Origin of the sequence: Agrobacterium vitis (assembly GCF_013337045.2) — a bacterium.
Taxonomy (GTDB): Bacteria; Pseudomonadota; Alphaproteobacteria; order Rhizobiales; family Rhizobiaceae; genus Allorhizobium; species Allorhizobium vitis_B.
On sequence record NZ_CP118259.1, the window covers coordinates 2,201,042 to 2,226,451 of the forward strand.

General features: G+C 58.6%; 27 protein-coding genes. 18 read left to right on the top strand and 9 right to left on the bottom strand.

Translation table 11 applies throughout. From position 1 onward, the window contains the following. Positions 1–49 precede the first annotated feature (49 nt). The 4 genes from trxB (at position 50) to G6L01_RS10665 (ending at position 4,001) form a co-directional block, all read left to right on the top strand. Positions 50–1,024 carry a thioredoxin-disulfide reductase gene (gene trxB, locus G6L01_RS10650; protein WP_060719812.1) on the top strand — a complete coding sequence of 325 codons (975 nt, stop codon included), beginning with the start codon at positions 50–52 and terminating at the stop codon, positions 1,022–1,024. A gap of 25 nt (positions 1,025–1,049) precedes the next feature. Beyond that, positions 1,050–1,946: a LysR family transcriptional regulator VtlR gene (locus G6L01_RS10655; protein WP_070164270.1), complete on the top strand. Its 897-nt coding sequence runs from the start codon at positions 1,050–1,052 to the stop codon at positions 1,944–1,946. Positions 1,947–2,504: 558 nt separating this feature from the next. Beyond that, positions 2,505–2,840, top strand: coding sequence for an ArsR/SmtB family transcription factor (locus G6L01_RS10660; RefSeq protein WP_070164227.1), 336 nt, complete (start codon positions 2,505–2,507; stop codon positions 2,838–2,840). A gap of 45 nt (positions 2,841–2,885) precedes the next feature. Further along, positions 2,886–4,001, top strand: coding sequence for an alkene reductase (locus G6L01_RS10665; protein WP_070164226.1), 1,116 nt, complete (start codon positions 2,886–2,888; stop codon positions 3,999–4,001). A 50-nt stretch (positions 4,002–4,051) separates the two neighbouring features. Here G6L01_RS10665 and G6L01_RS10670 read toward each other — a convergent pair whose 3' ends face one another. After that, positions 4,052–5,113, bottom strand: coding sequence for an NAD(P)H-binding protein (locus tag G6L01_RS10670; RefSeq protein WP_156584705.1), 1,062 nt, complete (start codon positions 5,111–5,113; stop codon positions 4,052–4,054). Between the two features lie 98 nt (positions 5,114–5,211). Here G6L01_RS10670 and G6L01_RS10675 point away from each other — a divergent pair, with 98 nt between their 5' ends. Further along, positions 5,212–6,114 (top strand): LysR family transcriptional regulator, encoded by a 903-nt coding sequence (locus G6L01_RS10675; protein ID WP_070164225.1) that lies wholly within the window; start codon positions 5,212–5,214, stop codon positions 6,112–6,114. Between the two features lie 56 nt (positions 6,115–6,170). On the opposite strand, the gene G6L01_RS10680 is transcribed toward G6L01_RS10675, so the two are convergent. Continuing rightward, positions 6,171–6,434 carry a DUF2188 domain-containing protein gene (locus tag G6L01_RS10680; RefSeq protein WP_070164224.1) on the bottom strand — a complete coding sequence of 88 codons (264 nt, stop codon included), beginning with the start codon at positions 6,432–6,434 and terminating at the stop codon, positions 6,171–6,173. Between the two features lie 362 nt (positions 6,435–6,796). Between G6L01_RS10680 and G6L01_RS10685 the strand changes: the two genes are divergently transcribed. After that, positions 6,797–7,954 (top strand): calcium:cation antiporter, encoded by a 1,158-nt coding sequence (locus G6L01_RS10685; RefSeq protein ID WP_156584713.1) that lies wholly within the window; start codon positions 6,797–6,799, stop codon positions 7,952–7,954. A gap of 171 nt (positions 7,955–8,125) precedes the next feature. Further along, entirely contained in the window at positions 8,126–9,352 is a 1,227-nt protein-coding gene (locus tag G6L01_RS10690; protein ID WP_081344004.1) for an OpgC family protein, read from the top strand. An 81-nt stretch (positions 9,353–9,433) separates the two neighbouring features. Here G6L01_RS10690 and G6L01_RS10695 read toward each other — a convergent pair whose 3' ends face one another. Then, on the bottom strand, positions 9,434–10,636 hold the full coding sequence (locus G6L01_RS10695; protein WP_070164268.1) for a pyridoxal phosphate-dependent aminotransferase: 1,203 nt from the start codon (positions 10,634–10,636) through the stop codon (positions 9,434–9,436). A 329-nt stretch (positions 10,637–10,965) separates the two neighbouring features. Here G6L01_RS10695 and G6L01_RS10700 point away from each other — a divergent pair, with 329 nt between their 5' ends. From G6L01_RS10700 to G6L01_RS10710, 3 genes are all read left to right on the top strand, one after another. After that, positions 10,966–11,388, top strand: coding sequence for a hypothetical protein (locus G6L01_RS10700; protein WP_139190093.1), 423 nt, complete (start codon positions 10,966–10,968; stop codon positions 11,386–11,388). Positions 11,389–11,556: 168 nt separating this feature from the next. Next, entirely contained in the window at positions 11,557–12,447 is an 891-nt protein-coding gene (locus tag G6L01_RS10705) for a DMT family transporter (protein ID WP_070164220.1), read from the top strand. Between the two features lie 458 nt (positions 12,448–12,905). After that, positions 12,906–13,121: a cold-shock protein gene (locus G6L01_RS10710; protein ID WP_015916682.1), complete on the top strand. Its 216-nt coding sequence runs from the start codon at positions 12,906–12,908 to the stop codon at positions 13,119–13,121. Positions 13,122–13,289: 168 nt separating this feature from the next. Here the strand turns inward: G6L01_RS10710 and G6L01_RS10715 are convergent, their stop codons facing one another. Then, positions 13,290–13,937: an MBL fold metallo-hydrolase gene (locus tag G6L01_RS10715; RefSeq protein ID WP_070164219.1), complete on the bottom strand. Its 648-nt coding sequence runs from the start codon at positions 13,935–13,937 to the stop codon at positions 13,290–13,292. 147 nt (positions 13,938–14,084) lie between these two features. Continuing rightward, complete coding sequence (locus G6L01_RS10720) at positions 14,085–14,282, bottom strand: hypothetical protein (protein ID WP_070164218.1); 198 nt, start codon at positions 14,280–14,282, stop codon at positions 14,085–14,087. A 414-nt stretch (positions 14,283–14,696) separates the two neighbouring features. On the opposite strand from G6L01_RS10720, the gene G6L01_RS10725 reads away from it, so the two are divergent. From G6L01_RS10725 to G6L01_RS10735, 3 genes are read left to right on the top strand one after another with little or no spacing between them, the layout of a single operon-like run. Then, positions 14,697–15,161 carry a MarR family winged helix-turn-helix transcriptional regulator gene (locus tag G6L01_RS10725; RefSeq protein WP_139190097.1) on the top strand — a complete coding sequence of 155 codons (465 nt, stop codon included), beginning with the start codon at positions 14,697–14,699 and terminating at the stop codon, positions 15,159–15,161. Between the two features lie 5 nt (positions 15,162–15,166). Then, positions 15,167–15,865: a response regulator gene (locus G6L01_RS10730; RefSeq protein ID WP_070164216.1), complete on the top strand. Its 699-nt coding sequence runs from the start codon at positions 15,167–15,169 to the stop codon at positions 15,863–15,865. A gap of 41 nt (positions 15,866–15,906) precedes the next feature. Further along, on the top strand, positions 15,907–17,286 hold the full coding sequence (locus G6L01_RS10735; RefSeq protein WP_139190092.1) for a sensor histidine kinase: 1,380 nt from the start codon (positions 15,907–15,909) through the stop codon (positions 17,284–17,286). A gap of 38 nt (positions 17,287–17,324) precedes the next feature. On the opposite strand, the gene G6L01_RS10740 is transcribed toward G6L01_RS10735, so the two are convergent. The 4 genes from G6L01_RS10740 to G6L01_RS10755 form a co-directional block, all read right to left on the bottom strand. Then, entirely contained in the window at positions 17,325–17,684 is a 360-nt protein-coding gene (locus G6L01_RS10740; protein ID WP_070148888.1) for a tRNA-binding protein, read from the bottom strand. Then, positions 17,681–18,502 (bottom strand): pyrroline-5-carboxylate reductase, encoded by an 822-nt coding sequence (gene proC, locus G6L01_RS10745; RefSeq protein ID WP_070164215.1) that lies wholly within the window; start codon positions 18,500–18,502, stop codon positions 17,681–17,683. Before proC ends, G6L01_RS10740 begins: the two co-directional genes overlap by 4 nt. Positions 18,503–18,504: 2 nt before the next feature. Further along, positions 18,505–19,005: a type III secretion system chaperone family protein gene (locus G6L01_RS10750; protein WP_070164214.1), complete on the bottom strand. Its 501-nt coding sequence runs from the start codon at positions 19,003–19,005 to the stop codon at positions 18,505–18,507. A 498-nt stretch (positions 19,006–19,503) separates the two neighbouring features. Continuing rightward, on the bottom strand, positions 19,504–19,785 hold the full coding sequence (locus G6L01_RS10755; protein WP_081344002.1) for an accessory factor UbiK family protein: 282 nt from the start codon (positions 19,783–19,785) through the stop codon (positions 19,504–19,506). Positions 19,786–20,140: 355 nt separating this feature from the next. Between G6L01_RS10755 and lgt the strand changes: the two genes are divergently transcribed. The 5 genes from lgt to G6L01_RS10780 all read left to right on the top strand — a co-directional run bounded on the left by lgt (position 20,141) and on the right by G6L01_RS10780 (position 25,350). After that, on the top strand, positions 20,141–21,004 hold the full coding sequence (gene lgt / locus G6L01_RS10760) for a prolipoprotein diacylglyceryl transferase (RefSeq protein ID WP_070164213.1): 864 nt from the start codon (positions 20,141–20,143) through the stop codon (positions 21,002–21,004). Between the two features lie 17 nt (positions 21,005–21,021). Further along, the gene (locus tag G6L01_RS10765; protein ID WP_070164265.1) at positions 21,022–22,134 is read left to right on the top strand and encodes a class I SAM-dependent methyltransferase; all 1,113 of its coding nucleotides are present in this window, start codon (positions 21,022–21,024) and stop codon (positions 22,132–22,134) included. Between the two features lie 161 nt (positions 22,135–22,295). Then, positions 22,296–23,126 carry a peptidoglycan editing factor PgeF gene (pgeF, locus tag G6L01_RS10770; RefSeq protein WP_070164212.1) on the top strand — a complete coding sequence of 277 codons (831 nt, stop codon included), beginning with the start codon at positions 22,296–22,298 and terminating at the stop codon, positions 23,124–23,126. Then, positions 23,123–24,277: a M24 family metallopeptidase gene (locus G6L01_RS10775; protein ID WP_070164211.1), complete on the top strand. Its 1,155-nt coding sequence runs from the start codon at positions 23,123–23,125 to the stop codon at positions 24,275–24,277. The genes pgeF and G6L01_RS10775 overlap by 4 nt, the downstream gene beginning before the upstream one ends. A gap of 140 nt (positions 24,278–24,417) precedes the next feature. Then, positions 24,418–25,350 carry a hypothetical protein gene (locus tag G6L01_RS10780; RefSeq protein WP_174089240.1) on the top strand — a complete coding sequence of 311 codons (933 nt, stop codon included), beginning with the start codon at positions 24,418–24,420 and terminating at the stop codon, positions 25,348–25,350. The last annotated feature ends 60 nt before the right edge of the window (positions 25,351–25,410 follow it).

Genomic DNA, 25,410 nt, shown 5'->3' on the forward strand with positions numbered 1-25,410 from the left:
ATCCTATATGCCGCACACCACACGTCCCTCGCCACGGAAAGGAAAGACCATGTCCGCCCGCCATACCAAAGTGCTGATCATCGGCTCTGGTCCCGCCGGTTATACCGCCGCCATCTATGCAGCCCGCGCCATGCTGAAACCGGTGTTGATCGCCGGCATGGAACAGGGCGGCCAGCTGATGATCACCACCGATGTGGAAAACTATCCCGGCTTTGCCGATCCGATCCAGGGGCCCTGGCTGATGGGCGAAATGCTGAAACAGGCAACCCATGTCGGCACGGAAATCGTCAACGACCTGGTGACCGAGGTGGAAACCACCCGCCGCCCCTTCACCGTCAAGACCGATTCCGGCACGGTCTGGACTGCCGATACGCTGATCATCTGCACCGGCGCCAAGGCGAAATGGCTGGGCATCGAAAGCGAACAGCATTTCCAGGGTTTCGGGGTTTCGGCCTGTGCCACCTGCGATGGGTTTTTCTATCGCAACAAGGATGTGATCGTGGTCGGCGGCGGCAATTCGGCCGTCGAGGAATCGCTCTACCTGTCGCATATCGCCAAGACCGTCACCGTCGTGCATCGCCGCGATAGTTTCCGCTCCGAGAAGATTTTGCAGGAGCGGCTATTTGCCAAGGATAATGTCAAGGTCCTCTGGAATACCGTCATCGATGAAGTCACCGGCATCCCGGCCAAGCCGCCGATGCCGCCATCGGTCACCGGCGTGCGGCTGAAGAATCTCGACAGCGGCATCGTTACCGATACCCCCATCGACGGCGTTTTCGTCGCCATCGGCCATGCGCCCGCCGTGGAACTGTTCACCGGCAAGCTGAAGCTGAAGCCAAACGGCTATCTGTGGACCGCACCGGATTCGACCGCGACCGACGTACCCGGCATTTTTGCCGCCGGTGACGTAACGGATGATATCTACCGCCAGGCTATTACTGCTGCCGGCATGGGGTGCATGGCCGCCCTTGAGGCAGAACGTTATCTTGCCGCGGAGATTATCCCGGCTCAGGCCGCGGAGTGAGGGCATGATGCGAGGCAGCAGCAATATACCGCTGGATTGGGACAAATTGCGGATTTTCCACGCCGCAGCCGAAGCCGGGTCCTTTACCCATGCGGCAGATAAGCTGCATCTCTCGCAATCGGCGATCAGCCGGCAGGTGAGCGCGCTGGAGCAGGATGTGGGGGTGAAGCTGTTTCACCGCCACGCCCGCGGCCTCATTCTGACCGAACAGGGCGAATTGCTCTATCGCACCGCCCATGACGTGCTGCTGAAGCTGGAAACAGTGAAAATGCAGCTGACCGAAACCACCGAGAAGCCGAGCGGCAAGCTGCGCGTCACCACCACGGTCGGGCTTGGCCAGGGCTGGCTCACCGACAAGGTGCAGGAATTCCTGCAACTTTATCCTGATATGTCGATCCAACTGATCCTCGACAACGAGGAACTGGACGTCAACATGCGCCACGCCGACTGCGCCATCCGCCTGCGCCAGCCGCAGCAATCGGACCTGATCCAGCGCAAGCTGTTTACCGTGCATATGCATGTCTATGCCGCTCCCTCCTATATCAATCGCTATGGGGAGCCGCAGACCATTGAGGATCTCGATAACCATCGGATCATCAGCTTTGGCGAACCGGCGCCCAATTACCTGCTGGATGTCAACTGGCTGGAAGTGGCCGGGCGCTCCTCCGACAATCGCCGCATTCCCCATCTGCAAATCAACAGCCAGACCTCGATCAAGCGTGCCTGCCTGCTGGGTATAGGGGTTGCCTGCATGCCCGATTACATCGTCGGACGCGATCCGGGACTGATTCAGTTGCCGATCAGTGCCGAAGTTCCGTCCTTCGATACCTATTTTTGCTATCCGGACGAGATGAAAAATGCGGCCAAGCTAAAAGTTTTTCGCGACTTCATCGTCAGCAAGGCGCGCAATTGGAATTTCTGAATCCGACAGATCTTCTTATGCGCATCTATGCATAGGCCTTACTGAGCAGTCGCAGCAAGGTCACGAATCATCGTCAAATCGTTTTTCAATTGCGACGCAAATAGCAGACATGCGACACCTGCATGCCTCCTATGCACAAAAAAGCATTGTTCACTGCACAAAAAACCACCATATCGCTCATAGCTGATGCACACGGTGGCTTCCTCCCAGTTCCCACCGCACCAGCTGTTCCCCTCTGGAGGTTTTTAACCTTCACACTTTAAGGGCCCTGGAGTAATCCGGTGGCCCCTTTTTTTTGCGTTTTTTCTTTTTGAGTTTTACTTCTGTTTTTTTACGGAAAGCAAACTTCTGCCGACGCCCTTGAAAGTTCCAAGGATTGACCTATATAATTGCATAGCTGCAGAAAAACTATCCATGGTAGTTTTTGTAGCTGTTCCCCTCTGGAGGTTTGACGACCTTCACACTTGAAGCATCCGTTCGCGGGTGCTTTTTTTTGCCCGCTCCAAAATCACCGGCCGCCTCTCTTGATATCGGATTTTTACGATCCATATATCGTTCATGGACGATACAAATTCTGACACGCTGGAAAACCTCGGCAAGCCGGACATGGATGACGCGCTGAAAGCACTGTCGCATCCCGTTCGGCGTGAGATCCTCCAATGGCTGCGCGAACCGGAAAAGCATTTCAGCGACCAGGCTCATCCGCTGGAAATGGGCATTTGCGCGGGGCAGTTCGAGCGCTGCGGCCTGTCGCAATCCACCGTATCGGCCCATCTCGCGAGCCTGCATAAGGCTGGACTGATCACCTCCCACAAGGTCGGCCAATGGATTTTCTACAAGCGGGACGAGGCAGCCATTGCTGCTTTTCTATCCCGGCTGTCGTTGGAACTCTGACCTCCCCCATCACACTCTCATCATAACCCTCAGAAGGACATTTCAATGGCCACTCTTTTTGACCCCTTGCAAGTTGGCGATATCGCCGTTGCAAACCGCATCGCCATGGCACCGCTGACGCGCAACCGCTCCCCCAATGCGGTTCCAAAGCCAATCACCGCCACTTATTACCAGCAGCGCGCCACCGCCGGTCTGCTGATCACCGAAGCCACGGCTATTTCTCATCAGGGCCAGGGTTATGCCGATGTTCCGGGCCTTTATACACCGGAAGCCCTTGAAGGCTGGAAAGCGGTCACCAAGGCGGTGCATGAGGCGGGCGGCAAAATCGTCACCCAGCTTTGGCATGTCGGGCGTATTTCCCATACCTCACTTCAGCCGAATGGCGGTAAGCCTGTTGCTCCTTCGGCGATCGCTGCCAAGGGCAAGACCTATGTAATCAACCCGGATGGCAACGGCGCGTTTGTCGACACTTCCGAGCCCCGCGCCCTGGAACTCTCGGAAATCCCCGGCCTGATCGAGGATTACCGCAAGGCGGCGCGCGCCGCCATCGATGCCGGTTTTGACGGCGTCGAAATCCATGCCGCCAACGGTTATCTGCTGGAGCAATTCATGCGGTTGAGCAGCAATCAGCGCAGCGATGCCTATGGCGGCTCGATTGAGAACCGTATCCGCCTGACGATTGAGGTCGTTCAGGCCGTGACCCGTGAAATCGGCAGCGGCCGCACCGGCATTCGCCTGTCGCCGGTCACGCCTGCCAATGACGTTTCGGATCCGGATCCGCAGTCGGTCTATACCACGCTGGTGGAAAAGCTGGCGGCCTTCGATCTGGCCTACATTCACGTGATCGAGGGTGCGACCGGCGGCCCGCGTGATTTCAGCCAGGGCGACAAGCCCTTCGATTGGGATGCCTTCAAGGGCGCTTACCGCAATGCGGGCGGCAAGGCTGTCTGGATCGGCAATAACGGCTATGACCGGCAGATGGCCATGGATGCCGTTGCCTCCGGCAAGGTTGACATGGTCGCCTTCGGCAAGCCCTTCATCGCCAATCCGGATCTGGTGCGTCGCCTGAAGGAAGACGCGCCACTGAATGAAGCCGACCAGAGCACATTCTACGGCGGCGGAGAAAAGGGCTATATCGACTATCCGACGCTCGATAACTAATCCTAAACCCTGATACAGACCCCGCCATCCTCCGGCGGGGTCTTGTTGCATCAATCCAGCGCAATTTCTGATGCCATCGAACGGCTTGCTTCAGGGTAAACCGCAGGGGTTTGCAAGCACTTCAGGCTCTTCAAGGTCGTGGCAACCGCCACATCCAGCCCCGTCCTTGGTTCTTCCCCAAGCACCTCGACAAGATGACGATTATCCAGCGCAATGGGTTCGCGCCACAGGTAGCGCATTTCCAGCAATTCCCGAAACACCGGCAGGACGGGTGACAGCAGCGGCACCATCCACCAGGCAAAGCGCTTGAACCGGACAGAATCGCTGCCGCTTGCCCGCCGGATTGCCTGCGCCATGGCATATCCGTCCGCATCGACATGGCCCTGCATGTGAAAACGGGCGAAGGCTGGCAGATCAGGCGCGCGTTCCAGTAGCCGGACAAAGGTTTCCGCGACATCAGGCAGATAGGCCCAGCTATGGCTGACGCCCGGCCTGCCCGGCAGGTTAACCCGCGTCACCGGCTTACCTGGGGTAATCAGCCCTTGAGCAAACCAGTTGTTTCCCGCCTCAGGCCCGAAGAAATCACCAGCCCGGACAACAATGACCCGCACCCCCTCGCCTGCTGCCTGTTCCAGCCGCCGCTCCAGCTCTACCCGTATCCGACCCTTGACCGTTTGCGGATGCTGCGGGCTCTCCTCGCTGAGCAGCGGGAAGGCATCCGGGCCGTAGTTATAGATCGTCCCCGGCATCAGGATACAGGCACCGCTGGCACGGGCGGCGGCAATAGTGTTGTCGATCATCGGCAGCACCAGCTTCCCCCAGTTGCGATAGCCGGGCGGATTGACACCATGCAGGATAACCGAGGCGCCCCTGGCCGCCTGGAGGACATCGGCGCAGTTCATCGCATCGCCCTGCACCCATTCCAGTGCTGGCTGTCCTTCCCTATGTTTCGCCGCAAGTCGAGCTGCATCGCGGTGCAAAGCCCGTACATGGTATCCGCGACCGGCCAAAGCCCGTGCGACGGCGCCACCAACACCTCCGGTCGCCCCAAGCACGAGGGCAATCGGGCCGGAGTGAGGAATAGAACCAGTGATATCGTTGATTTCTGTCATAGCAATCTCCAGACTTCTGCTGTTTCGATTGCCAATCATTCCTCATTATTGAGGTATTCGAAATTGTATATTTTCTTATCCATGCTATACAAAAATGCATGAATGCTGAACACTTGAGTTGGGATCTGTACCGCAGTCTTCTCGCCGTCATCACGGAGGGTTCACTGTCTGCGGCAGCGCGTCAACTGAGCCTGACCCAGCCGACAGTCGGTCGCCATATAGAGATGCTGGAACAGGCTTTTGGCACGCCCTTGTTCCTGCGCAGCCAGCGCGGCCTGCTGCCAACGGAAACCGCGCTGGCGATGCGGAGCCATGCTGCCCTGATGGCCGCCACCAGCACATCGCTGGCGCGCATCGCAGCCGGGGAGCAGGGAGACGCAGGAGATGTGCGCGGACCGGTGCGGGTCAGCGCCAGTGAAATGATCGCCGTGGAAGTGCTTCCCCCAATGTTCACCCGTTTGCAGGAGCAGTTTCCCGGGTTGGAAATCGAGCTATCGGCCACCGACCAGATGGAAAACCTTCTCAACCGGCAAGTCGATATTGCCGTGCGCATGGTGGCGCCAACCCAGCTCGCCCTGATCAGCCGACATATCGGGCCGATTGGCATCGGCTTTTATGCCCATCGGCGCTATCTGGAGCGTCACGGCACGCCATCACGTCTGGCGGAGCTTGCCGATCATCGCCTCATCGGTTTCGACCGGCAATTGGCCTATATCAGGGATCTGCTGAAAACCCGCCCGGATCTGGATGCCCTGCATTTTCAGTTCCGCAGCGACAGCAATTTAGCGCAATTTGCAGCCATCCGCGCCGGTCTGGGGATTGGCATGTGCCAGCCCGGCCTCGCCCGCCGCCATGCGGATCTCATCGAAGTCCTGCCCGGAACCCTCGATATCGCGCTCGACACATTCGTGGTCATGCACGAGGACCTGAAACTCAGCCGACGCTGCCGGACGGTGTTCGACGCCGTGGTCGAGGGATTATTGGCCTATTTGGACGAATGACATCGACGCCGCAATGCGGGATCTATCCGCAAACCGATCTGAATTGACCGCTCCGTTCAGGCGGTACGGGATTGGTCGTACTGGTCAAGGATTTCCACCTCGGGCCGATCATCGCCATTGCTCATTTCGGCCCGCCACTTGCCGCTCTCATCCTGATAGACAATCCGCACCGGCTCATCGGCCTGGGCGATTTCCTGCATGACGATCCGCGCCGCTTCCAATGCCTGGTCATGCGTATCGAAGCGTTCGGAATAGGCGCCGTTCAGCCGATAGGCCCAGCCTTCATCATGCGGAACGATTTCATAGGTAACCTTGACCATGATGTATCTTCTCCCTGTGCAATGAATGAGCTCCCTGTCATCTCCATACCAAGGCTCGAAGATGCTCACGCATCCTCACCTTGAAGGCGTTTCGAATATCTCAAATGCGTCAAAGGCTTGAGATATTCGAAAGAGGAACACCAACGGCCATTTTCAATGCCGTTCGTGTAACTATCGCATCTTGACGAGGGAACTGCAAATTGCCTCAGCACGTTGCAGGTGCGAAAGAGAATGGACGCACCGCAACGGCGAATCGCTTTACTGAAATCCATGCCCCCTGAATGGCCTTTGCTTGCTCAAATACCTTACTAGAATGACAAATGCCGCGCTGCGGTTTCAAAGGATAAAGAGACGTGACAGTTTTGCTCCGGGAAAAGTCCCTGCTGATCCCCATCGCATTGGCGATAGCCGTGTTCTTCCTCGAACATTCGCTGATCGAGGCGGGACCAACCATCAGCCTGATCGCTGCGGCAGTGCTGATTGGCGGCATATTGGTGGCCTCGATCCGGGTCGCGCATCACGCGGAAATCCTCGCCCGCCGGGTTGGCGACCCCTATGGCACAATGATCCTCACCTTGTCAGCCGTGGCCGTGGAAGTGCTGATCCTTGCCATCATGATGCAGGGCGAAAGCTCGCCCACCCTGGTGCGCGACACGATCTATTCGGCTGTGATGCTGGATATCAACGGCATTCTGGGCCTTGCCGCCTTGCTGGGCGGGCTGAAACACGGCGAACAGCCCTATAATGATGATAGTGGCAAGACCTATGGCGTGATGATCCTGACGGCCATGGGCATCTCGATGATCGTGCCGGAATTCATCCCCGTCGACAAATGGACCTATTATTCCAGCTTCACCATCTTTGCCATGCTGGCGCTTTATGGGCTGTTCTTGCGCATGCAGGTCGGCCAGCACAGCTATTTCTTCAGCTATAGCTATACCGGCCGCGCCGCGCCCAAGGCAGCCACGACAGCAAAGGCGCCATCTATCGAAGTCGCCGCCACCAAAAGTGCTACAGAACAACAGCAAGCACCACAGGAGGCCTTGTCCCATGACGAAGAAGACGGAAGCATCGCCTCCTCCATCGCCGTCATCCTGTTTGGCGTGGTGCTGATCGGAGTTCTCGCTGAATTCATGTCCGCCCTGATGACCGAGGGCCTGCGCGATACCGGCGCGCCGCCAACCATCATGGCCATCGTCGTTGCCACCATCTCGGCTGCTCCAGAAATCATGACCGCCCTGAAGGCGGCTTTGCGCAACCGAATGCAAGCCACCGTCAACATCGCCATGGGGGCATCGCTGTCGACCGTCATCCTGACGGTTCCGGTCATGGAGGCCATCGCCCTTTACACCGGCCAGCCGTTCATCATGGCGATGACCCCGGTACAGACGGTGATGGTGCTGATCACCCTTGTTGCGGCGGCCATCAACCTCAACGATGGCGAGACCAATGCCATCGAGGGCATGACCCATTTCATCCTGTTTGCCACCTTCATCATGCTGTCTGCTCTGGGGCTTTGATCTCAGCGGTTTCCGGTCAAAATCCAGTCACAAGATTTTGATGCAGGAACCTTTCTTGCAAACACTCGTTGCGGTTATGTGATCGGGTCGTTACCCGGTCCGCCGCATTGTCACCACGATGAAGGGCAAAAACCGACCTGCTGGGCAGGACGCGAACCGGGAGCCGGGACCTTGAAAAGATTAGATGTCCTAGACGGAATGCGGGGATATTTCCTTGTATTCATGATGTTGAACCACCTGATCTTCACGGGCGGCTATCTGCTGGTAGAGGTCAATCACCGCAACCTGACATTTGTTGAGGACGCACAGGGCTTCGTGTTCATGTCCGGTCTGCTGGTCGGCATGGTCTATGGCCGCAAGATGCTGAAAAGCGGCTATGAAGCGGGACGCGAGCGGATCTGGGCACGAGCGCTGGAGCTTTATCGCTACGCCATGGGCATTATTCTGCTGGTCCTGCTGGCCCGGTTCGTGTTGCCGGGAGCCGCTGGAATCTGGCATGACTGGCTTGGCGAAGTGTCGCTCAGCGATCCGTTGCGCCTCGCCTCAATCGCCACATTCCTGTTCCAGCCGACCTATATGGATATACTGCCGCAATATATCATCTACATGGTGTTTGCGCCTGTCTTGATCTGGCTGTGCATTACCGGACGCTGGGCAAGCGTCGCCATCGGCTCATTGGTCGTGTGGATGGCGGGCCAGCTTGGTCTGCACCGTCTGATCACCTATCCGCTCGATGCCTGGCTGGGCGCTGCCGAAAAGGAAGGCATTCGCGCCAGCTTCAACCTGCTGGGCTGGCAGATCGTGTTTTTCGGCGGCCTGATTGCCGGCAGCTTGACCGCGACGGGCAACATCGAGTGGAGCAAGGTCTTCAGCCCGGAAAAGACGCTGATCCCCAAGACGGCCCTTGCCATTCTCATCTTCTTCCTTCCACTCAGGATCATGACCGCCCATGGGTTGATGCCTGACGTCGTGCTGCAAAAATTTGGAACGATGGAAGTGCGTGCCGATTTCGGCCCCGTCTATCTGCTGAATTTCGCCGCCATGGCCAGCCTGGTTGCCTGGCTGCTGATTGCCGGTCCGAAATATGACAGCGCTGTCGTGCGCAAGATTGCAAGCGTGGTCAACAGTGTCTTCAGCCTCAGCTTCCTGCAATTGCTGGGCCGTCACTCGCTGCATGTCTATCTCTGGCATGTGTTGGTGGTGTTTGCGGTGCGTTATATGGATGGGCGGATTGGGCCGTTCTCGGAACTGACGAAAACCGCGATTGCCGTGTTCTGTGTCTCGCTTCTGGCACTGCCAGCACTCTACCGCGAACGCGACATCCATTTTGCTCCGGCGCCGCAGCCAAAGCCGGTTCCAGCCCCCGTCCCGGCAGGCAAGCAAATGCAGAATGCCTGATCGGTGCTGCCTATGGATCAATAGAAAAGGGCGGGATGGTATTACCATCCCGCCCTATTATTTTTGATGTTACGATGAAGCTTATTTGCAGGCCGCGCAGAAGCGCTGGATGCGCTTGCAGGCTTCTTCCAACAGGGCTTCCGAGGTCGCGTAGGAAATGCGGAAATTCGGGCCAAGGCCGAAGGCGCTGCCATGCACCACAGCCACGCCTTCTGTTTCCAGCAGTTCGGTGACGAAATCCTCATCGCTTTCCAGAACCTTGCCCGACGGCGCGGTCTTGCCCATCAGCCCTGCGCAGGACGGATAGACATAGAAAGCCCCTTCCGGCGACGGGCATACGATGCCCTTGGCCTGGTTGAGCATCGAAACCACCAGATCGCGGCGGCCTTCGAAGATCTTCTTGTTTTCCGGAATGAAGTCCTGGGTGCCGTTCAACGCTTCCACAGCCGCCCACTGCGCGATGGAGCAAGCGCCCGAGGTCTGCTGACCCTGGATCATGTCCATCGCCTTGATCAGCGGCAGCGGGCCTGCGGCATAGCCGATACGCCAGCCGGTCATGGCATAGGCCTTGGAAACGCCGTTCATGGTCAATGTGCGGTCATAGAGCTTCGGCTCGACTTCCGCTGGCGTGGTGAATTTGAAGTCACCATAGACCAGATGCTCGTACATGTCGTCGGTCAGCACCCAGACCTGCTCGTGGCGCAGCAGCACGTCGGTCAGAGCCTTCAGCTCGGCCTCAGTATAGGCAGCACCCGACGGGTTGGACGGCGAGTTGAACAGGAACCACTTGGTCTTCGGTGTGATCGCCTTTTCGAGATCTTCCGCCGTCAGCTTGAAGTTATTTTCCTGCGTGGTGGCAACGAAGACAGGCGTGCCGCCGCACAGCGCCACCATCTCCGGATAGGAGACCCAGTAAGGCGTGGGGATGATCACTTCATCACCAGCGTTCAGCGTCGCCATGAACGCGTTGAACAGGATCTGCTTGCCACCGGTGCCGACAATCGTCTGCTCCGGCTTGTAGTCGAGATTGTTCTCGCGCTTGTACTTGTCGGCAATCGCCTTGCGCAGTTCCGGAATGCCCGAGATCGGCGTGTACTTGGTCTCGCCGCGATGGATGGCGTCGATGGCGGCCTGCTTGATGTTGTCGGGCGTGTCGAAGTCCGGTTCGCCCGCGCCAAGGCCGATCACGTCACGGCCTTTGGCTTTCAGTTCACGAGCTTTCTGCGACACGGCAATGGTGGCGGAAGGCTTAACACGGGAAAGGGCGTCGGCAAGAAAAGCCATGAAATTATCCTGAAGCTGTTGATCGATTGCAAACCTTGGTTTGCCCAAGGCTTCAGGTTACAGCTGTATGACAATTCTGCCTGCCCGGATCAAGCGGAAACGGCCAGTGCCGATGCTTTTCTTGTCACGGTGACAGGAGCGCGCAAAAACCACCGCCGAGGATGCTGGCCAGGACGATGAAAAGCGCCGTTAACCGGCTGGAATGGCCAAATGTTAACGCGCCACAATATCGCCTCAATTTTTGCAGTGCAGTGCCGCAATTCGGTCCCTTTGCCGACGATTTCGACCGGCTTTTATCATCCTGCGGTTGGGCAGAAGGAAGCGGCGAGATGAGACGGAACAGGACGGAAAATAACCCCTCGAAACCCTGGGATTTTGGCCGGAAAACCATGTTTGCGGCCTGGATTGCTCTGGCTGCTTTGACACTGCCGACCGCATGGGTTTCGGCGGCCCCCGCAAGCGGGCAACAGTCCCCCTCAGTGGCGGCAAGCACAATGACCGATCAAACACCAGTCGATACGATGGAAACAGGCAGTATTGCCCTGCCGATCACCCAGAAAGATCTGCTGAGCAATACGCTTGCCCGCAACAACGGTGTCGACCGAGCCGTCGCTGGCACCGTCTCCTCCGTGCATGTCCCCGGCTATCTCTCAGTATTGGCGGACCGCCGCGTTCTTGCCCTGCTCAGCCTGTTTGGCCTGCTGGTCGTCTGGCTCAACCGGGCGCCGCCAAAAAACAATCAGGATCTGTAGAGCTCTTCGACAGGGATATTTCGTATCTTCTGACGTATCTGAAAATCAACCCTGGGATGGTCCAAAACAGCCATCGCTGTTCTTGCAGCCGTTGAGGGCGCCTGATAGAGGCACGGAATTGCCTGCGCCGCCTCAAATCCAGCCGCAGGGCAGGATCAGGATGGTTCAGTGACCCGCATTCAGGCCAATCTCCTTCTTCTTCTGGCTGCCGCTATCTGGGGCGGCGGGTTCGTAGCGCAATCCACCGCCATGGACCATCTGGAAGCCAACTGGTTCAACGCCCTGCGGTTTGGCATTGCAACACTCGTGCTGCTGCCCTTTGCCGTGCTCGAAAGCCGACGGAGCCGCGACAGATTGTCGGTGGGTGACGTGAGGATGTTCGTCATTATCGGCATCCTGCTGTTCGCCGCCCAAACCGCCCAGCAATTTGGCCTGAAAACCACCACCGTCACCAATGCCAGTTTCCTCACCGGCCTTTATGTGGTGATCGTGCCTGTCATGGCAGTGGTGTTTCTGCGGCACCGGCCCCATTGGATCATCTGGCCAGCGGCACTGGCCGCCCTGCTCGGCATCCTGCTGCTCAGCGGCGGCAGCCTGTCGGCACTCAGTACCGGCGACGGCCTGACCATCCTGTGCGCCGGGTTTTTCGCGGTGCAGATCCTGTTGACGGGACGGATTATCCAGACCCTGTCACGGCCCTATGCACTTGCCACCATCCAGTTTGCCGTCACCGCCCTCCTCTGCACGCTGGCCGCCATTGGCCTGGAACCAATCAGCCTTGCCAGTATCGAAAATTCGATGACGCAGATCCTGTATGGTGGCCTGTTGTCGAGCGGACTGGCTTTCAGCCTGCAAATCATCGCCCAGCGCTACACATCTTCATCGCAAGCGGCAATTTTCATGTCGTCGGAGGCGCTGTTCGGTGCGCTCCTGGGTGCAATTATCCTGCATGAATCCCTGACGCCGATTGGCTATCTCGGCTGTGCCCTGATGTTTCTCGCCATGCTGGCGGTGGAAATCGTGCCTGAATGGGGCAAACAGCGCGCTATCAGGCAATAAAATTTAACTCACGCCTTATTTTACAGCTTTGAAAAACTTTACCGCTGCAACCGGCCTATTGAGGATGAATTACATCGTCCACGATGCACTTTTTGCAATTTTTAGCGAAAACAGCACAGATATGGCCCGGAAAGACACGAATCGCCCCGGCTTGAACCATGCCAGATCATAGATTGGTAAAAAAACTTTTGCTTGCCAATTTCCCACAAACCAAGCACTCTTCAAGGGTTCGGGCAATTTAAAGGCGCGGAAAGATCTAGATTTCGACTGGCACCGGAGACGCAGAAGTTCCGGGCATCCATAAGGGGATACGACTGGCGTCGTTCACAGCTTGTGGCTGCGGTAACAGGGACCTTTCCTCACAATTTAAACCTGCTCGCCTAGACCCCTGCCTCGACCCGGGCAGGATTGAGCAATGCTGTCCGCCGATCCCGGACAGAGACAAAAGGACCTGACGCATGGCCGAAACTGGCATTGTAAAATTCTTCAATAACGACAAAGGCTTCGGCTTTATCAAGCCGGATAATGGCGGTGCGGATATTTTCGTCCACATCTCCGCCGTACAGGCTTCCGGTCTGAACGGACTGAGTGAAAATCAGAAAGTAAGCTTCGATACGGAACCGGACCGCCGCGGCAAGGGACCAAAGGCCGTCAATCTGCAAATCGCAGGCTGAGACCCTCGTTCACATATCTCATTTCGCCCAGCGGCCCGGCAAGTTTTGCCGGGTTTTTTCTGCTACATAATTCCTTAAATTGGAGTGGATTTAAGGAATTATGCAGTAAATTTAAAGTGTTATATCGTCCTTTGTGCAATTTATAAAACGCACGGCGCTGTAGCCTTTTCAAAGGCCTTTCAGAAACGGATTGCTGCGGCGCTCGTCTCCGATCCGGCTGCCGGGGCCATGGCCGCAAATGAAGCCGACATCGTCGCCCAATGGCAAGACCTTATCGCGGATAGAAGCCAGCAATTGCTGGTGATTGCCGCCCGGCAGATCTGTCCGGCCAATGGAACCGTTGAACAGCACATCGCCCAGATGGGCGAAATTCTGGACGCGATTGAAAAACACCACATGACCCGGTGCATGGCCAGGGCAATGCAGCACCTCGAACTCATGACCGGAAAAGCCGACCACATCGCCCTCTTCCAGAAAGCGGTCGGGCGTCACATTGCGCAGCTTGATGGGAAGATTGAAGCGGGCGCTCTGCCCCTCCAGTGCATCCAGCAGCACCTTGTCATCGCGATGCGGGCCGATAATCTGGATGCCGAGCGCGTCCTTGAGGTCTTCCGCACCACCGGCGTGATCGAGATGGCCGTGGGTCAGCCAGATCTCCTTCAAGGTGATGCCGTTTTCCTGCACCATGCGCAGGATTTCCTCAACATCGCCACCCGGATCGACCACCACGCCTTCCTTTGTCTCGCTATCGAAGAATACAGTGCAATTCTGCTGAAATGGCGTGACGGGAATAATCCCCGCCTGAAGCTGTCCCATACCTAAACCTCTGACTATCGGCGTGCCGCGAACCAATGGCGACCTTCACAAACCATATACAGCATCGGGCTGAAAAGTGGACAGAGGTCATGTGAAAAATCCTATAGCAACCTCGCATCAAGCGACGTCTGAGACCATCGAAGATGGTCAGGGTACGGCGACCATTTCGGCTTCAGCCGAATGAAGGTTCGGCATCATCACATTGCCGACCAGAAGCGCTGCCACGGCAATTTTCAGGGTGAAAACCAGGATCATCACCGGCTTCAGGGTGTTTTCAACGGCGTGCGCGACAGGAATGTCGGACGAGAATTCCGGTGCGGTGTCCGACGCGAGATTTGATGACATTGCAGTCAGCCTCTTGTTCTACCAGTGCATGAAAACGCCAACGCATTTTCATCGCCTTGAAGGGATCGCGACTGTTTCCATCGACAATCGCCACCCCGTTCCCCATCTATTGTCCTCATAAAGCCTTGAGCGGAGCTTTGGTTGCATGGCCTTGAAAATATTTCTCAGGCAGGAACGGCCTCTGTTGAGCGCATCTTTGGAAAACCGGCTTTTTTAATAGCGTTTTGATCGCACTCGTCATAGTTTTGCACCGAATTTCAAGTGCATGGACCACGCCGCCCGAGATGATCGGCCACAGATGACCGGCCGGACCTTCCCGAAACACCGGGGCGGCGCAAAGACCGGTAGAACAAGGAATTGAAACACGTGCAGAAAACGTCATCGGTAAGAACGGCGAAAAAGCAGCTGCCGGACATGCCGCATATCGACGATAAAAGCATCGATTTCGAAACGATCGAGGCCTTCTTCTTCGCCTATCGTGATTTCATTTCCGATCCGGACGAAATTCTGGCCAAGCTGGGCTATGGCCGCGCCCATCACCGCGCGGTGCATTTCGTCAATCGCCAGCCGGGCATGACAGTGGCCGATCTTCTGGGGTTGCTGCGGATCACCAAGCAAAGCCTCGCCCGGGTGCTGAAGGAATTGATCGACGAGGGCTATATTCGCCAGATGACCGGCCCCGCCGACCGACGCCAGCGCCGGCTCTATCCGACACTGGCCGGGCGCGAACTGGCGCTGGCACTGTCGGACCCGCAATCACGCCGGATTGCCCGTGCCTTCGAAGGGTTTTCCGGCGAACAGAGACAGGCGGTTCGCACCTTTCTGGCTGCCATGCGCAGTGAGAGTGGCGCGGCAAGCCCGCTAGATCAGGAGCCTTGAGCAGTATGAAGCGTATTGACCTGACCGACGACGCCCCACACCTCCTTGTTGTCGATGACGATACACGCATCCGCGATCTCTTGCATCGCTACCTGACCGAGCAGGGCTTTCGCGTCACCGTCGCTGCCGAAGCGCAGGAAGCCCGCCGCAAGCTGGCGGGCCTGGCTTATGACCTGCTGATCGTCGATGTGATGATGCCCGGCGAAAACGGCTTGTCGCTGACAAAATCGCTGAGCGGCGAGATCAATGCGCCGATCATTCTTCTGACGGCCCGCACGGAAGCCGATTCGCGAATTGCCGGGCTGGAAGCAGGTGCCGACGACTATCTCGCCAAGCCTTTCGATCCGCGCGAACTGGTGCTGCGCATCAACAATATCCTGCGGCGCAACACCAGCGCCGATACGCCAAAGATCGAACAGGTGATGTTCGGCCCCTATACGTTCTCCATCCTGCGTAAGGAGTTGAAAAAGGGACCGGAGGTCATTCACCTCACCGATCGCGAACAGGATATCATGCTGCTGTTTGCCAATCGGGCTGGAGAGACCATTCCGCGCCATGAGTTGGTGGGTGAGGATACCGATGTCGGTGAACGCACCATCGACGTGCAGATCAACCGCCTGCGCCGCAAGATCGAGGACGACCCGGCCAATCCGGTCTGGCTGCAAACCGTGCGCGGCATCGGCTATCGCCTCAGCCGGGATTAGAGCATCGGACCAGCAGAGCGGTCCAGCAAACGGAAACAACAATGACGTTCAGGCAAGCCTTCAGCCGGCTGAGATATCGGCGCATTTCATGGATCGACCTGCGCTGGTTCAGCCGCTGGCTGCGCCGCCAGTTTCCGACAGGCCTGTTTGCCCGGGCGCTGCTGATCATCATCCTGCCGATGCTGATCCTCCAGACCGTCTTGCTGTTCGTGTTCATGGAGCGTCACTGGCAGATGGTGACGCAACGCCTGTCCGCCGCCGTCACCCGTGACATCGCCACGGTGATCGAATTGCTGGAAACCTATCCGCAGGACGCGGCCAATACGCTGAAACTTGCCAATTCCAAGCTGGGTCTGGTCGCCTCCCTTGAGAAAAACGGCGAATTGCCTGCCCCTCGCCCCAAGCCGTTCTTTTCGATTCTCGATCAATTGCTCAGCGATGAATTGCGCAACCAGATCAAGCGGCCCTTCTGGATCGATACGGTCGGCGATTCGCCGCTGATCGAGATCCGTATCCAGTTGAATGGCGAGGTGCTGCGGATTTTCGCCCGGCGCAACCAGGCCTATGCCTCCAACACCCATATCTTCCTGCTGTGGATGTTCGGGACGTCGCTGGTGCTGATCGTTATCGCAACACTGTTCCTGCGCGGCCAGATCCGCCCGATCCTGTCGCTGGCCGAGGCCGCCGAAAGCTTTGGTAAGGGACAGAAGCCGGCCAAGGATTTCAGTCCGCGCGGCGCCGATGAAATCCGCCGGGCGGGCCTCGCCTTCATTCTGATGCGCGAGCGCATCGAGCGGCAGATGGAACAGCGCACCGCCATGCTGACTGGCGTCAGCCACGATCTGCGCACCATACTCACCCGGTTCAAACTACAATTGGCGTTAGCGGGCGACAATCCCGATCTCGAACCGCTGAATGAAGATGTCGATGCCATGCAATCAATGCTGGAAGGCTATATGGCCTTTGCCAAAGGCGAGGCCGAGGAAAATTTCGGCCCCTTCAGCCTGAAGGACATGATGGAAAAAATCAGCGCCGATTACCGGCTGCACGGCAAGGCCTTCAGCTATGTGATCGAGGGTGACGAGCAGATCCGGGTGCGCCCCAATGCCTTCTGGCGGCTGGTGGGCAACCTTGCCGCCAATGGCCGCCGCTATGCCAATACCATGCATGTCGAGGCCCGCCACGGGGCCAAGTGGCTGACCATCGTCTTCGATGATGACGGTCCCGGCATTCCCGCCCAATCCCGCGACGATGTGTTCAAGCCGTTTTTCCGGCTGGATGAGGCCCGCAACCAGGATGCGTCAGGCACCGGCCTTGGCCTTGCCATTGCCCGCGATATCGCCCGCAGCCATGGTGGCAATGTCACGCTTGGCGACAGCCCGCTCGGGGGGCTGCGCGCCACGATCCGCATTCCGGTTTAAGAATGTAGGCCGGTTACGGAACGCCAGAACACAGCAAATTACATCATTTTGCGCCCATTCGGCACGCCGCGCTCTACCGAAGCCAGCACGATGGCCCCGCTCTCATCCTCAAAACCAAGGGTGAGAACCTCGGAGCGTACAGGCCCGATCTGGCGCGGTGGAAAATTCACCACGCCGAGCACCTGGCGGCCAACGAGGCTTTCCGGCGTATAATGTACGGTGATCTGCGCCGAAGATCGCTTGATGCCGATCTCAGGTCCGAAATCGATCCGCAGCTTGAAAGCGGGCTTGCGGGCCTCAGGAAAAGGCTCTGCCTCAATGATCGTCCCGACCCGGATATCGACTTTTTCGAAATCACCGTAAGTGATCTCGGTCGAAGTCTTGTCGCCGCCACTCAAGAGGCAAGCTCCTCGGCCCGGCGTTTCGCGGCGGCTATCGCCGTGTCGAACAGCGGCTGCATGCCGTCTTCGGCCATCAACACGCCAAGGGCTGCGGCGGTGGTGCCGCCCGGCGAGGTGACATTCTTGCGCAGCGTGGCGGCATCGTCCGGGGACTGGTGCAACATTTCACCAGCCCCCGCAACGGTTTCCCGTGCGAGACGCATGGCGAGGTCCGCTGGCAGACCGGCTTTACGGCCTGCCTCAGCCATGCATTCGACGAGATAAAACACATAGGCCGGACCGCTGCCGGAAACGGCGGTCACGGCGTCAATATCACTTTCACTGTCCACCCACTCGACAGGCCCGGACACGGCTAGAAGCGCCGTCACCCGCGCCCGCTGCGCCTCGCTGACGTCAGCATTGGCATAGGCGCCGGTGACACCACGTCCGACCATGGCAGGCGTATTGGGCATGGCGCGGACCATGGCCGCAACCCCCAAATGGGTTTCCATGAAAGACAGGGTCTTTCCGGCAGCCACGGACACCACAACCGTATCGACACCCACCAGCGACTTGAGCGGCGCAAGCACTGCTTCCATCACCTGCGGCTTGACTGCCAGAAACAGCAGACCAGCCACGATATCGTCCGGTGCCTGCGTGAGATGACGCACGCCAGCCTGGGTAAACCGCTCCTTGGCGGCATCACTCGCGCCGGGATCGATGACGATCACCGTCGACGGATCGACGCCGTTCTTCAGCCAGCCGGACAGCATGGCGCCGCCCATATTGCCGGCGCCGACAAGAACGATCGGACCCGAGATCTGCGCACTGGCCATGGTCAGGCCTCTCCGACCGTGGTGAACAGCGCCGCATCCATGGCCGACTTGGCATCGATCCCCGACCAGACGACGAACTGGAACGCCTGGAAATAGGTCTCGCAGGCCTCGACCGCGCTGGACAACAGCACTTCAACCTGCTGGTTGGTCGGCTCGGCACCGCCAGCCAGCAGCAGCGACTGGCGGAAGATCACCACGTCTTCCTGCCGCCACAGATCGAAATGGCCCATCAGCACCTGACCATTGATATGCGACAGAAGCCGGATGATCTCGTTGACCCTGGGTTCCGGCACCCTGATATCGAAGGCGCAGGCCAGATGCAGCGCCTCGCATTCCTCCATCCAGGAGAAGGACACGTGATAGGCAGCCCAGCGGCCATCCACAGTCATGGCGATTTCATCTTCGCCGGACCGCTCGAAAGACCAGTCATTATTGGAGGCCACATACTCGATCGTATCGACCGGGTTGGACTGACGTTCAAATTGAAATTCCATTAGGCTCATGCCGCACCTTCTAAACCGGGAATGCCCTTGTGACGACGACACGCTGACACCATCGACAAACCACAACGCACTGACCGGAAATACGCTTCGAATGACACCCGATAGCCCCAGAATGCTTGCGGCACCCTGCCCGAAACTGGTCGGGTTCGTTTCGAATCATCATTTAAAATCAGTGTATAGCGGGCACTCATCCAAACCAGCCCCTCCCGGCCGATTTCACGAGCACCGCTGTGGACAGCGCGTGTATCAACACCCCGATGCACAGGCTTAACTGACTCATGGAATTGCCTTTTTTGGAACAATCCACATGTGGAAAAAAAACGTAAGCAATCATTAACCACAATGCCCGGTGAACGCTCCTACGACCCCATAGCGCACATAAAAAACGGCTGTGCGCGAGCACAACCGTCAGATAGCGTGATTATTGATTTGCAAGTCCATCTACGGACAATCGGGCCGATGGCCAGCCGGTCCGTAGCTAGCCGATGCTTTTCCCTCTTAAAGGGCCGGATCGGTGGTCACAGGCGCACTGCCGCCCGTCTGCTTTTCCAGCGCCTCGATTCGGGCCTTGAGGGCTTCGTTTTCTTCCAATGCCTTCAACGCCATTTCGCGCACCACGTCGAATTCCTCGCGGCGCACCACGTCCAGGCTGTTCAGCCAGCGTTCGGCCTGGGCATGCAAGGCGGTTTCCGCTTCCTTGCGCACGCCCTGGGCGGCGCCCGCGGCATCGGTCATCAACTTGGCGAATTCATCCATGATACGGCTTGTTCCGGTGCTCATGATCGTGTTCCTTACGCTCCACCACAAGACGCCCGATTGGGGCGCGGCATTCCTTGGAGGTAGGGATTCGGCGCAGGCTATGCAAGAGAAAACCACGTGAAGAGCACCAGCCCTTGCACCCACCGCCTAAACAGCGGATGGGCCACGCCAAAAGCGCCCAAACGCCGCCCGCCAAAAACCCTTGCCAAAAGCCTTTTCCCGGCCTTTACACAGATCATTGAGGATCTCACGTCTTTTTAAGCTCTCGGTGCAATTTTCACCTTAATCGGAGCAGATCAAGGCGGGCGGGCAGATTCACCTTGACCAGCGCAAGCCTGCCCGCCATTTTTCGGACAAATCGAATGAAAGCATATCCTTGAACACAGTAGCCAGCCTTTTCGCCATTCTGCCCTATCCGCAGATCGACCCGATTGCGCTCAGCATCGGCCCCGTTGCCATTCGCTGGTATGGACTGGCCTATGTTACGGGCATTCTCATCGGCTGGTGGCTGGCGCGCCGGATGATCGCCAATCTGTCGCTCTGGCCCGGCAACACCACGCCGATCACCGAAAAGCATCTGGATGACTTTCTGGTCTGGGCGGCCATCGGCATCGTGCTGGGCGGGCGGATTGGCTATATCCTGTTCTATGATCTGCAACCGGTGCTGGACAATCCGCTGGTGGCGCTGGAAATCTGGCGCGGCGGCATGTCCTTCCATGGCGGCCTGACTGGGGCTACGCTGGCAATGATCGTCTTTGCCCGCCGCAACGGTCTGCCCGTGTGGATGCTGTTCGACCTCGTGGCCTGTGTTGCACCCATCGGTCTTTTCTTCGGCCGGATCGCCAATTTCATCAACGGCGAATTGTGGGGCCGAATCAGCGATGTAGCCTGGGCCATGCAGTTCCCGACCGGCGGCCCCTTCACTCGCCATCCAAGTCAGCTTTATGAAGCAGCACTGGAAGGCCTCGTGCTGTTTGTGCTGCTGCAAGTGCTCGTCCGCCGGTTCCACGCGCTGAAAACCTCAGGCGTTATCAGCGGCGTATTTATCTGCGGCTATGCGCTGGCGCGTATTTTTGTTGAATTTTTCCGGGAACCAGATGAGCAGCTCGGCTATCTGGCAGGTGGTTGGTTAACCATGGGCATGGTACTCTCGCTGCCGATGCTGGCGCTGGGGCTGTGGGCTATCTGGCGGGCAAGACGTGCCGGGCGCAACCACCAGACGTCAGGACTAAAAGGATGAATCGGGAAACGCTGACCATGACCACCACGCTTGGTGATAAGATCAAGGCGCTCATCCGGTTGAACGGTCCGTTGAGCGTCACGGACTACTTTGCTCTTTGCCTCGCCGATCCGGAATTCGGCTATTACAAGACCCGTGAGCCGTTCGGCACTTCGGGCGATTTCATCACCGGGCCGGAAATCAGCCAGATCTTCGGGGAGATGATCGGGGTTTTCATCGTCCATGCCTGGCAGCGCCATGGCCTGCCCGCCCCCGTGCGGCTGGCCGAGGTCGGCCCCGGACGCGGCACGATGATGAGTGACATGCTTCGGGTGATCGCCCGGCTTGCCCCTGACCTCTACCGGGATTCCACCGTGCATCTGGTGGAAACCAGCGACCGGCTGCGCCAGATCCAGCGCAACAGCCTGGAACCACATATCGAAAAGATTGACTGGCATGACAGCTTTGGCGATGTGCCGGAAGGCTTCGTGCTGGTGGTGGCCAACGAGCTGTTCGACGCCATTCCCATCCGCCAGTTCGTCAAGCTCGGTCCGCATTACCGCGAACGGATGGTCAGCCTCGGCGTGGACGACGAGCTGATCTTTTCGACCGGGGTTGCGACGCTTGATCCTGCTCTTCTGCCGCCGGGCGCCAGCGCCCAGCCTGATGGCACGGTGTTTGAATTTTCACCGGCCCGCCGCGCGGTGATGACCGCCATGTGCGAGCGGCTGAAAGCCGAAGGCGGCGCGGCTCTGATTATCGATTACGGCCATATCTCCACTGGTTTCGGCGATACGCTGCAAGCCTTGCGCGCCCATGATTACGATCCGCCGCTGGCCAATCCCGGCATTGCCGACCTGACCAGCCATGTCGATTTCGAGGATCTGGCCCGCACCGCCATTGCCGCCGGGGTCACGCCCAGCGGCTGCCTGCGCCAGGGCGATTTCCTGCTCGGCCTTGGCATCAAGGAACGCGCCGGCATTCTGGGACGCGGCAAGGACGAGGCCACCCAGATCGAGCTGGCGGAGGTCGTCAACCGGCTGGCCGGTGCTGGCGTCGGGCGGATGGGCGAATTGTTCAAGGTACTGGCCCTCTCCAGCCCCACCCTGTCGCTCGCCCCGTTCCGGCCCCTGCCCCAGGCGGACCTTTAGCTCAGGCGGACCTTTAGCTCAGGCCGAGCTTTGACCCAGGATTGACAGATTACCACAGTGATGGTCACATCCGGCCAAATCGCCGGATGTGACCATGCTGCGGGCAAAATCCTGGACATAATGCCGATTGATTCGGATTAAGACATGCGAAAGGGACACCGATGCCGTCCTCGACACACGATGTGGCCCACCTTCAGCCCGAAACCAGACCATCCCCCTTGCAAAGCGCCCTTCTGGCTCCCTGCGAGTCGGCAGGCATTGCCCACGGCTTTTTCACCCGGCATGGCGGCGTTTCCACCGGCATTTACGCGGGGCTGAATATCGGGCTCGGCTCGAATGACAATCCGGCGCATGTGCATGAAAACCGCGCCCGGGTGGCGGGCTGGTTTGGTGGAGAAGAGGCGGATCTTGTCACGGTCCATCAGGTCCATTCTCCCAATGTGGTGACGGTGACAGAGCCTTTCGGGTCGCAACGGCCACAGGTCGATGCCATGGTCACCGACCGGCCCGGCCTTATCCTGGGGGCGCTTGCCGCCGATTGCGGACCGATCCTGTTTGCCGATCCGGTCAACCGCATCATCGGGGCTGCCCATGCCGGATGGAAGGGCGCCCTGACCGGTGTGCTGGAAAACACCATCAAGGCGATGATCGCGCTTGGCGCTGCCCGCACCAGCATCGTCGCCACGCTTGGCCCGTCGATCAGCGCGAAGGCCTATGAGGTTGGCCCGGAATTCGTCGAACGGTTTCTGGCCCATGATACCGCCTATCAGCAGTTCTTCACGCCTTCGACCAAACCCGGCCATTCAATGTTCGACCTGCCGGGCTTTACGGTAAAACGATTGACGGATGCCGGGATTGCCGCCGACATGCTTGGCCTCTGCACCTATGGCGACCCGGAGCAATTCTTCTCCTATCGCCGCACCACCCACGCCAGTGAGCCGGACTACGGCCGCCAGATCTCCGCCATCATGCTTCAGGGGCCTCGTGTATGACTTTGCATTTTTCAAACGCCGAATACGCCGCCCGGCTGGACCGCCTGACCAACAGGATGCGCGAACAGAAGCTGGATGCCATGCTGCTGTTTGCCCAGGAAAGTATGTATTGGCTCACCGGCTATGACACGTTCGGCTATTGCTTCTTTCAGACGCTGGTGGTGAAGGCCGATGGCTCTATGACGCTTCTGACCCGTTCGGCGGATCTGCGTCAGGCGCGCCAGACCTCGACCATCGACAATATCCTGATCTGGGTTGACCGTACCAATGCCGATCCGACCAGCGACCTGAAGGATCTGCTCAACGATCTCGACCTGCTCGGCTGCCGGCTGGGCATCGAATATGACACCCATGGCATGACCGGACGGGTCGCTCGGCTGCTCGACAATCAATTGCTGAGCTTTGGTGAATTGATCGACGCCTCGATGCTGGTCAGCGAATTGCGGCTGATCAAGAGCGCGGAAGAGATTGCCTATGTCGAAAAGGCTGCCAGTCTGGCCGATGACGCGCTGGATGCGGCCCTGCCGCTGATTTCAGCCGGGGGCGACGAGGCCGCCATTCTCGCTGCCATGCAGGGTGCTGTTTTTGCTGGCGGCGGCGATTATCCGGCCAATGAATTCATCATCGGCTCCGGTCAGGATGCACTGCTGTGCCGCTACAAGGCAGGCCGCCGCACGTTGTCGGCCAATGACCAGCTGACGCTGGAATGGGCTGGCGCTTCTGCCCATTACCATGTCGCCATGATGCGCACCGTGTTGGTCGGCGAACCCTCGCCCCGCCACCGTGAACTTTACGCCGCCTGCCGCGAGGCGATCCAGGAAATCGAAACCGTGCTGCGGCCCGGCCATACCTTCGGCGATGTATTCGAGACCCATGCCAGGGTACTGGACGAGCGCGGACTGACCCGCCACCGGCTGAACGCCTGCGGCTATTCGCTGGGCGCCCGCTTCTCCCCGTCCTGGATGGAGCACCAGATGTTCCACATCGGCAATCCGCAGCAAATCCTGCCTGATATGTCGCTGTTCATCCACATGATCATCATGGATTCTGAACGCGAAACCGCGATGACGCTCGGCCATACCTATCTGACCACCGAAGGGGCGCCACGCGCGCTGTCGCGTCATCCGCTGGACCTGATCGTCAAGGCGTGAGCATCTTCGATGCCCTGACATCAAAGATGCAATTCTGTCGATAAAAGGCGACATGTAGGTCGCGTTTGAAGCAAAATTTAACGTTTTAGGAAGATAATCGCGGGATTCTCATACGAACGCAGCCGTTAAGGAGGCAGCCAATGAGACGTCCCGCTTCCAGCATCGGCTCCGCGCTCGTTCTGGCCCTTGGTGGTCTGGCCAGCGCTGGCTTGGCCAGTGCCGGTCTGGCCGGTTGCAGCGTCTCCGACACGCTGACACCCCCCCTCGATGTCGGCACCAGCGGCTCGATCAGCAAGCCGCTGACCGGTGAAGACATGCAGACGGCCATGCGCCAGAATGAGGAGGTTCCCCGCCGCCCACATCGCCAGATGCGTGAGCAAGCGCCGGAACAGGCCTACTCCCCCTATCCGCAACAGCAGGCCCAGCCACAAAATTCGCTTGAAGCCCAGGCGCAAGCTCTCCAAAACGGCTATAATCCGGTTGCCTCCGAGCCTCTGGACGGCCAGCCCCGCCGTCAGCAAAGCTGGCAGCAGCCAGAACGGCAGCAGAGCCAGATGCACGCGCAGGCCGAGGCTGGACCAGCGGTCAACCAATCAGAGCCTGAGGAACAGGCCGCTCTCGCTCCGCAAACCGATGATGAGGCAGCGGCTCCTGCCTCGCCCACCCCTTCGCAGCAAGCCTCGCTTGCTCCGGCTGGCGATGCCGGACCAGACTCGATCCGCTTCCTGCCGATCATCGGCGCGCCGGTTGAGGCCGTGACCCCGCTTTCACGCCAGTTGGGGGCCGAGGCCCGCGCCAAAGGCCTGATGATGCGCAGCTCCAGCGGCGAACAGGCCCGCCATATCCTCAAAGGCTATTTCTCCGCCTATGGCGAGGGCGGCAAGATCACCGTCGTCTATGTCTGGGACGTTCTCGACGCCAGCGGCAACCGCCTGCACCGCATCCAGGGCCAGCAGACTGTGCCGGGCAAAGCCCAAGACCCCTGGGCCGCCGTCCCCGCCTCCGTCATGCAGATCATCGCCAACAAGACCCTTGAGGAATATGTTGACTGGCGTGCGAAAAATACGGGGTGACGATGAAGACAGTCGCGGACGTTCTATGAAGAGTCAGGCTATACAGCGCCGTGCGCCATA

Bases quoted from the DNA above. Each gene is read 5' to 3' on its own strand.
- trxB (WP_060719812.1), top strand. From the start codon at position 50: ATGTCCGCCCGCCATACCAAAGTGCTGATCATCGGCTCTGGTCCCGCC.
- G6L01_RS10660 (WP_070164227.1), top strand. From the start codon at position 2,505: ATGGACGATACAAATTCTGACACGCTGGAAAACCTCGGCAAGCCGGAC.
- G6L01_RS10665 (WP_070164226.1), top strand. From the start codon at position 2,886: ATGGCCACTCTTTTTGACCCCTTGCAAGTTGGCGATATCGCCGTTGCA.
- G6L01_RS10670 (WP_156584705.1), bottom strand. From the start codon at position 5,113: ATGACAGAAATCAACGATATCACTGGTTCTATTCCTCACTCCGGCCCG.
- G6L01_RS10675 (WP_070164225.1), top strand. From the start codon at position 5,212: ATGAATGCTGAACACTTGAGTTGGGATCTGTACCGCAGTCTTCTCGCC.
- G6L01_RS10680 (WP_070164224.1), bottom strand. From the start codon at position 6,434: ATGGTCAAGGTTACCTATGAAATCGTTCCGCATGATGAAGGCTGGGCC.
- G6L01_RS10695 (WP_070164268.1), bottom strand. From the start codon at position 10,636: ATGGCTTTTCTTGCCGACGCCCTTTCCCGTGTTAAGCCTTCCGCCACC.
- G6L01_RS10700 (WP_139190093.1), top strand. From the start codon at position 10,966: ATGAGACGGAACAGGACGGAAAATAACCCCTCGAAACCCTGGGATTTT.
- G6L01_RS10710 (WP_015916682.1), top strand. From the start codon at position 12,906: ATGGCCGAAACTGGCATTGTAAAATTCTTCAATAACGACAAAGGCTTC.
- G6L01_RS10715 (WP_070164219.1), bottom strand. From the start codon at position 13,937: ATGGGACAGCTTCAGGCGGGGATTATTCCCGTCACGCCATTTCAGCAG.
- G6L01_RS10720 (WP_070164218.1), bottom strand. From the start codon at position 14,282: ATGTCATCAAATCTCGCGTCGGACACCGCACCGGAATTCTCGTCCGAC.
- G6L01_RS10725 (WP_139190097.1), top strand. From the start codon at position 14,697: ATGCCGCATATCGACGATAAAAGCATCGATTTCGAAACGATCGAGGCC.
- G6L01_RS10730 (WP_070164216.1), top strand. From the start codon at position 15,167: ATGAAGCGTATTGACCTGACCGACGACGCCCCACACCTCCTTGTTGTC.
- G6L01_RS10735 (WP_139190092.1), top strand. From the start codon at position 15,907: ATGACGTTCAGGCAAGCCTTCAGCCGGCTGAGATATCGGCGCATTTCA.
- proC (WP_070164215.1), bottom strand. From the start codon at position 18,502: ATGGCCAGTGCGCAGATCTCGGGTCCGATCGTTCTTGTCGGCGCCGGC.
- G6L01_RS10750 (WP_070164214.1), bottom strand. From the start codon at position 19,005: ATGAGCCTAATGGAATTTCAATTTGAACGTCAGTCCAACCCGGTCGAT.
- G6L01_RS10755 (WP_081344002.1), bottom strand. From the start codon at position 19,785: ATGAGCACCGGAACAAGCCGTATCATGGATGAATTCGCCAAGTTGATG.
- G6L01_RS10765 (WP_070164265.1), top strand. From the start codon at position 21,022: ATGACCACCACGCTTGGTGATAAGATCAAGGCGCTCATCCGGTTGAAC.
- pgeF (WP_070164212.1), top strand. From the start codon at position 22,296: ATGCCGTCCTCGACACACGATGTGGCCCACCTTCAGCCCGAAACCAGA.
- G6L01_RS10775 (WP_070164211.1), top strand. From the start codon at position 23,123: ATGACTTTGCATTTTTCAAACGCCGAATACGCCGCCCGGCTGGACCGC.
- G6L01_RS10780 (WP_174089240.1), top strand. From the start codon at position 24,418: ATGAGACGTCCCGCTTCCAGCATCGGCTCCGCGCTCGTTCTGGCCCTT.